Here is a 6,565-nt window from a genome sequence, read left to right on the forward strand (position 1 = left end):
AGCGGCGCCGCCGGGGCCGCGCCGGTCTCCCGGCGGGTGGCCACCGGCTCGGCCGTCCCGCTGGAGGTGCGCCGGACGGGCAGGGAGCTCTCCCGGCCCGCGAGGGCGGGTTTGTCCGCGAGCATCAGCCTGGCCGGGACCAGCACACCGGCGCGCAGCCCACCGCCGGTGTCGCGCTCCGAGATCAGCTCCACGGTGACGCCGTGGCGACGGGCCAGGCGGCCGACGACGGTCAAGCCCATCTGCCGGGACGTAGGTACCTCCACGGATACGTCCCCCGCTACGCGCCGATGAGCCTTGGCCAATTCGGCCCCGCTCATCCCGAATCCCTCGTCGCGGACCTCGATCAGTGCGGAACCGTCCAGGTGCAGTGTATTGCTGACGACCACTTGGGTCTCCGGCGGGGAGAACGCGGTGGCGTTGTCCAGCAGCTCAGCGATCATTCGCGCCAGGTCACCGGCAGCGTACCCGATCACTTCGGCGGCGGGAACGGGCTCCACCACCACCCGCCGGTAGTGCTCGATCTCGGAGACCGAGGCCCTGAGCACATTGTCGAGCGGCACGCGCTGCTCGGAGGGGCGGACCGGGGTGCTGCCGCACAGAACCATCAGGTTCTCGTTGTTGCGCCGCATCCGGGTCGCCAGGTGGTCCAGCTTGAAGAAGCTGGCCAACTGGTCCGGGTCCTCTTCGTGCAGTTCGAGCTGTTCCATCAGGCGCAGCAGCCGGTCCACCAGGCTCTGGCTGCGCCGGGAGAGGTTGACCAGGGTGTCCCGCAGGTCGCCGCGGAGCGCGGCCTGCTCGGCGGCCAGCCGCACGGCCTGGCCGTGCACCGCGTCGAAGGCCCGCGCGAGCTGCCCGAACTCCTCGGTGGTGTGGACGGGCACGGCGCTGATCGACGTGGTCGCCATCTCGCCCTCGCGGATGCTCGACACCGCCTCGGGCAGCCGGCGCTCGGCCACGTCGAGCGCGGTGGAGCGCAGCACGGTCAGCGACCGCAGCAGATGCCGGGCGATGGCGATGCCGATGGCGAAGGCGAGCAGGAGCACGGCGAAGAGCAGCACGGACTCCGCACCGGCCCGGTCGCTCGTCTCGTCCTGGAGCTTGGCGGAGGTCACCCGGAGCCGGTCGGCAAGCCGCTTCTCCACGGTGTTGATGAGCGTTCCGGTCGCCTCCGAACTGCGGTTCCAGTCGCGGACGGAGAACTGCGCGGCATCGGCGCCGCTCTGTCCGGAGCTCTGCGAACCCGCCCGGGACAGCACGGTATCCAGCAGCCGGGTGCGCCGCTCGACCTCGGGGCCGGTGACCGTCCGCTGGTAGGTGCGCTGGTCCCCCGCGGTGGCCACGGCCCGGAAGTCGCCCAGCTTGTCCCGCAGACGGATGTCGGACTCCTGGAGCGCCCTGATGAGCTTGGGGTCCTTCAGCGTGCCGGGGTCGGGCGCGTCCATGACGATCACATGCTGGAGGTGGACCTGTTCCTGGACCAGCTCCAGGTCGTACAGCGCGGTGGCCGGTCCGGAGAGCTGGGGTTCACCGAACCGGCTGCCCAGCGCCTGGTCCAGGTCGAGCAGACTGTTGATGATCTTGCTGTACTCGGTCACCGCGGTCCATGAGCCGATGTCCGTGGACGTCACCCTCTTGCGCAGCTCGGGCAGTCCGTCCAGCAGCTTGAACGCGTCGCGGTAGCGGTTCGCCGTAACCCCTTCGAGCCCCTGTGCCCGCTTGGTGGTGCGGGCGACGGCGGCCTGTGCGCGGTCGACGCGCTGATTCTGCTGCCGGAGCATGGCCGGATCGGCGGCCGTGCGGTCTCTCAGCCGCGCGGCCGACATCGTCCGTTCCATCTGTAGATCGCTGATCAACGGCATCAGCCCACCGCGCAGTCCGACCAGCCGCTGCACGTCCGCGTAGGTGTTCGCGCGCGCGACGTCGCGTTGGATCTGCACGACGCCCAAGGCGACGGCGAGCAGGGCGGGCACCACCAGAACGGCACCCAGCTTCACGGGCAGCCGCCAGTTGCGCCACTCCACGACGCCGGCCCACCACGACGGTGAGCGATCGCGCGCGGCCGCATGCCTGCCCGGGGTCATGAGGCGCGCTCCGCGCTCGGACCGGCTTGCCCACAGGGATGTATCACGATGCCGTTTCTCCTGGGATTTCCCCGGCTGGGGAAAGTCGAACGCCCGGCAGCGCGCCGCCGCATCGCTTTCGGCGATGCGCCGGCGCGCCTGCCTTTACTCGAACAACTTGCTGCTCTTCTCGGCCAGTTGGTATAGACCGTACAGAAACGGCACGGCTACCCACAGCCATGCCACGACCATGACCGCGGGAGAGACCGCCTTGGCCACGTCCGGCGAAGGGCTGTCTGCGTCAGTCACCGGCTTACCGCCTCTCTGCCGGAAGGGGGTCGGGGGTGTCCGCCGGGGACGCCGACTCCGCCTGGACCGGCTCGGGTTCATGGAACTTCGGATTCACCGGCCGCACCAGTTCGTTCGCGATGAAGCCGATGACAAGGAGCCCCATCATGAGGGTGAACGAAAAGGTGTAGAGGGCCGGGCCGGTGTCCCCGGACTCATGCGCGGAATCCGCGATGGAGTCCACGATGAGCGGTCCGGCGACTCCGGCGACCGACCACGCGGTCAGCAGCCGGCCGTGGATCGCGCCGACCTGGTAGGTGCCGAACAGATCCTTGAGGTAGGCCGGAACGGTGGCGAATCCACCGCCGTAGAACGACAGGATCACCATGGTCGAGGCGACGAACAGCGCGGTGCTGCTGTCCTTTTCGAGCATGATCGTGAGGTAGAGCAGGGCACCGGCGCCCAGATACAGGCGGTAGATGTTCTTCCGGCCGACCAGGTCGGAGACCGAGGACCAGACGAAGCGACCGGCCATGTTGGCCAGGGAGAGCAGTGCGACGAAGCCGGTGGCGGCGCTCGCGCTCACCGGACTGTCCGTGTCCTGGAAGAAGTCCTGGATCATCGGGGCGGCCTTCTCCAGGATCCCGATACCAGCAGTAACGTTCATGCACAGCACGATCCAGAGCAGCCAGAACTGGGGCGTGCGCACCGCGTTCTTCGCCGACACGTTCGCGGTGGTGACCAGCGGCTTGGCCGCGTCGTCGCTCGGCGTCCAGCCGGCCGGCCGCCAGCCCTCGGGCGGCACCCGCACCAGCACCACGCCCAGCGACATGAAGGCGGCGTAGGCCAGGCCGTGCACCAGGAAGGTCTTCGCGATGCCGCTGGTGTCGCTGCCGAACGCCCCCAGCATCTCCGTCGACCAGGGAGACGCGATCAGCGCGCCGCCGCCGAACCCCATGATCGCCGTACCGGTGGCCATGCCCGGCCGGTCGGGGAACCACTTCATCAAGGTGGACACGGGCGCGATGTAGCCGATGCCGAGCCCGACCCCGCCGATGCCGCCGTATCCGAGAACGACCAGCCAGTAATTGCGCGTGGCGACGCCGAGGGCGGCGACCAGGAAACCGGTGGAGAAGGCCACCAGCGAGACGAACATGGCCCAGCGCGGGCCCTTTCTCTCGACCAGCGTCCCCCCGAACGCGGCGGAGAGCCCCAGCACCAGAATGCCGATCTGGAAGGGGAGGGCGCTAGCCGTCCCCGAGATGTCTAGGGAATCTTCCAGAGGTATCTTGAAGACGCTCCAGGCGTACGCCTGGCCGATGGAGAAGTGGATCGCAAGCGCCGCCGGTGGAATCAGCCAACGATTCCACCCCGCCCCTGCGATGATGCGAGAGCGATCGAGGAAACCCACAGATCAACCTACCTCCGGCTTCTTGAGAGCACCCCCGCAGACTGCATTCTTGAACCTATCCAAACACCTCGGGGGAGGCAGTGGCGAGCACAGGGCTGCCGTCATATGCCAGTGGCAGACTCACTGCACAGCGGCACGCTCGCAGCACTCATGCTCGCGCACGATGGGACGTTCTACCCGAGGTGAGGTTCTACCAGTGGCGACACTTGGGACACAACGCCGGGTGCCGAAATGTCCTCAAGGCGCAACCCTCGGCGGCCGGCGCCAATCTGACACTACGTCAAAATGGACAACACGGGAAGGAGAGACAAAGTGCCGGTTCAGCGACCACTCCCGCCATATTCGATTGCGCGCCGACGCCCGATGTTCACCCTGACACCCGCCCACCTGCACCGGTGAGAGCCGGGGGCGGCGTTGACTGCGCCCGGCGCCTCACTACACTTGCGGCGTCAAGGGCCCGCCGGTCGCCCCTCCTTCCGCCGCTCGAGCGCGGGCGCTCCGAACCGACGCCTCGTCAGAAACACCCCGGAGAAGACCATGAATAAATCGGTGCGACCGCCCGCTTCCTTGCCATCCGAGCGGGCCACCGGACCGGGGTTCACCGATCGCGGTGCCGACATCGGGGAGCCCGATTTCGAGGCGATTCAGCAGAGCCCGGAGTTCAAACTTCTCCGCAAGAGACTGCTCTGGTTCATCTTCCCGATGAGCGCCTTCTTCTTGTGCTGGTACATGACCTTCGTGCTCTTCTCGGCCTATGACCACGAGTTCATGAGCCGCAAGCTGTTCGGCGCGGTCAACACCGGCACCGTCTTCGGCCTGCTCCAGTTCGTGTCGACGATGGCGATCGTCCTGACGTACCGGCGCTTCGCGCGCAAGAAACTTGACCCGCAGGTGGACACGGTCCACGAGCTGGCGGGAGTCGGCAAGGAATGACATTGCAGATCGCAGCCCGCACGACCGGCAGCCCGATAATCAACCTGAGCGTCTTCTTCGCTTTCGTCATCATCACGCTGTTCGTCGTCTACAAGGCCACCAACAGAAATTCGACGACCTCCGACTACTACGCCGCGGGCAGCGCCTTCACCGGTGTCCAGAACGGCATCGCCCTGTCCGGCGACTTCCTCTCCGCGGCCTCGTTCCTCGGCATCTCGGGGGCCATCGCGGTCCATGGCTACGACGGGTTCCTCTACTCCGTGGGGTGGCTCGTGGCGTGGCTGGTCGCCCTGCTGCTCGTCGGGGAGCGGCTGCGCAACACCGGCCGGTTCACGGTCGGCGATGTGATGGCCTACCGCATGAAGCAGCGCCCGGTGCGCGCGGCGGCGGCCAACTCCACGCTGGTCATCACGTTCTTCTACATGCTCGCCCAGATGGCCGGCGCGGGTGGTCTGATCGCCCTGCTGCTCAATGTGCACAGCAAGGGCGGGCAGGCCCTCATCATCACCGGCGTCGGCCTCGTCATGGTCTTCTACGTCCTGGTGGGCGGCATGAAGGGCACGACCTGGGTGCAGATCATCAAGGCGGGCCTGCTGCTGATCTGCGTGACCTTCATGAGCGTGTTCCTGCTCGGCAAGTTCGGATTCAGCTTCTCGGCGATCCTCGACCAGGCGGCGCAGAACAGCTCGCTGGGCGCGGATCTGCTCAACCCCGGTGGCTGGTACGGCGAGAACTCGATGACCAAGCTCGACTTCGTCTCGCTGTCGCTGTCACTGGTCCTCGGCATCTCCAGCCTGCCGCATGTGCTGATGCGCTTCTACACCGTGCCCGACGCCAAGGAGGCCCGGCGTTCGGTGGTCTGGTGCTCCTGGTCGATGTTCATCTTCTATCTGTCGATCCTGATCGTCGGGTACGGCGCCACCGCGCTGGTCGGCTCGGACCGGATCGTGAGCGCCCCGGGCGGCGAGAACTCCGCCGCTCCCCTGCTCGCCTTCGAGATCGGCGGCGCGATGCTGCTGGGCGTCGTCTCCGCGGTGGCCTTCGCGACCATCCTCGCGGTGGTGGCCGGGCTGACCCTGGCCGCCTCGGCCTCGTTCGCCCATGACGTGTACGCCAACGTGATCCGCAACGGCAAGGCCGATCCGCGCTCGGAGATCCGGGTCGCGCGGCTCACGGCGCTCGTGATCGGTTTGATGGCCATCCTCGGCGGCATCGTCACCAACGGCCAGAACGTGGCGTTCCTGGTGTCGTTGGCGCTGGCGCTCGCCGCGTCGGCCAATCTGCCGACGATCCTCTACACGCTGTTCTGGAGGCGGTTCAACACGACCGGAACGCTGTGGAGCATCTACGGCGGCCTGGGGTCCGGCCTGATCCTCATCATCTTCTCGCCGGCGATCTCGGGCAGCTCCACGTCGATCATCAAGGGCGTGGACTTCCACTGGTTCCCCCTCACCAACCCCGGCCTGGTGTCGATTCCGCTCTCCTTCCTCTGCGGATTCCTCGGCACGGTCCTCAGCAAGGACTCCTCGGACCGCAAGAAGCAGGCGGAGATGGAGGTCCGGTCGCTGACCGGCATCGGTTCGAAGGCGTAGGCCGCACCGACCGCCCGAGGCGGCCCCGCTCGGGGCCGCCTACGGCCGGCGAATGGCGTCGGGGGTGGGGAGGGCGCTCATGGGGTGCTCCGACGGCTCGGCCCGCGGCGAGGAGCTGGGTGCCACAGGCCGCCCGCGGAGGGGGACGTCCCCGCTGTCCCGGGGGCCTGCCGTCCCGCCTCCGAGCCCACGGGTGGCGCGCTGCTCCGGGGCCTTGGACGGCGCCAGCGGGGTGGGCGACGCCGAGGGACGGCCGGTGGGCGCCGACGGGAGCGGGG

The 6,565-nt window shown here is 68.0% G+C and carries 5 protein-coding genes and 1 pseudogene; 2 read left to right on the forward strand and 4 right to left on the reverse strand.

Going from position 1 to position 6,565, the window contains the following annotated elements:
- The 3 genes from KN815_RS44910 to KN815_RS44920 form a co-directional block, all read right to left on the reverse strand.
- The coding region (locus KN815_RS44910; RefSeq protein ID WP_216347568.1) for a sensor histidine kinase at positions 1 to 2,084 on the reverse strand (2,084 nt) is incomplete at its 3' end.
- Positions 2,085 to 2,228: 144 nt separating this feature from the next.
- On the reverse strand, positions 2,229 to 2,372 hold the full coding sequence (locus tag KN815_RS44915; protein WP_216347572.1) for an MFS transporter small subunit: 144 nt from the start codon (positions 2,370 to 2,372) through the stop codon (positions 2,229 to 2,231).
- Between the two features lie 4 nt (positions 2,373 to 2,376).
- Positions 2,377 to 3,762, reverse strand: coding sequence for an L-lactate MFS transporter (locus tag KN815_RS44920; protein WP_216347569.1), 1,386 nt, complete (start codon positions 3,760 to 3,762; stop codon positions 2,377 to 2,379).
- A gap of 537 nt (positions 3,763 to 4,299) precedes the next feature.
- Here KN815_RS44920 and KN815_RS44925 point away from each other — a divergent pair.
- Entirely contained in the window at positions 4,300 to 4,695 is a 396-nt protein-coding gene (locus KN815_RS44925) for a DUF485 domain-containing protein (RefSeq protein ID WP_216347570.1), read from the forward strand.
- Positions 4,692 to 6,287 (forward strand): monocarboxylic acid transporter, encoded by a 1,596-nt coding sequence (locus tag KN815_RS44930; protein ID WP_216347571.1) that lies wholly within the window; start codon positions 4,692 to 4,694, stop codon positions 6,285 to 6,287. Before KN815_RS44925 ends, KN815_RS44930 begins: the two co-directional genes overlap by 4 nt.
- Positions 6,288 to 6,326: 39 nt before the next feature.
- On the opposite strand, the pseudogene KN815_RS44935 reads toward KN815_RS44930, so the two are convergent.
- A pseudogene (locus tag KN815_RS44935) lies at positions 6,327 to 6,565 on the reverse strand (hypothetical protein); the annotation flags it as partial.

The sequence above is a fragment of the Streptomyces niphimycinicus genome (genome assembly GCF_018883605.1).
GTDB lineage: Bacteria > Actinomycetota > Actinomycetes > Streptomycetales > Streptomycetaceae > Streptomyces > Streptomyces niphimycinicus.

Excerpts from the sequence above, each read along its gene's own strand:
- KN815_RS44925 (WP_216347570.1), top strand. The coding sequence starts at position 4,300 with ATGAATAAATCGGTGCGACCGCCCGCTTCCTTGCCATCCGAGCGGGCC.
- KN815_RS44930 (WP_216347571.1), top strand. The coding sequence starts at position 4,692 with ATGACATTGCAGATCGCAGCCCGCACGACCGGCAGCCCGATAATCAAC.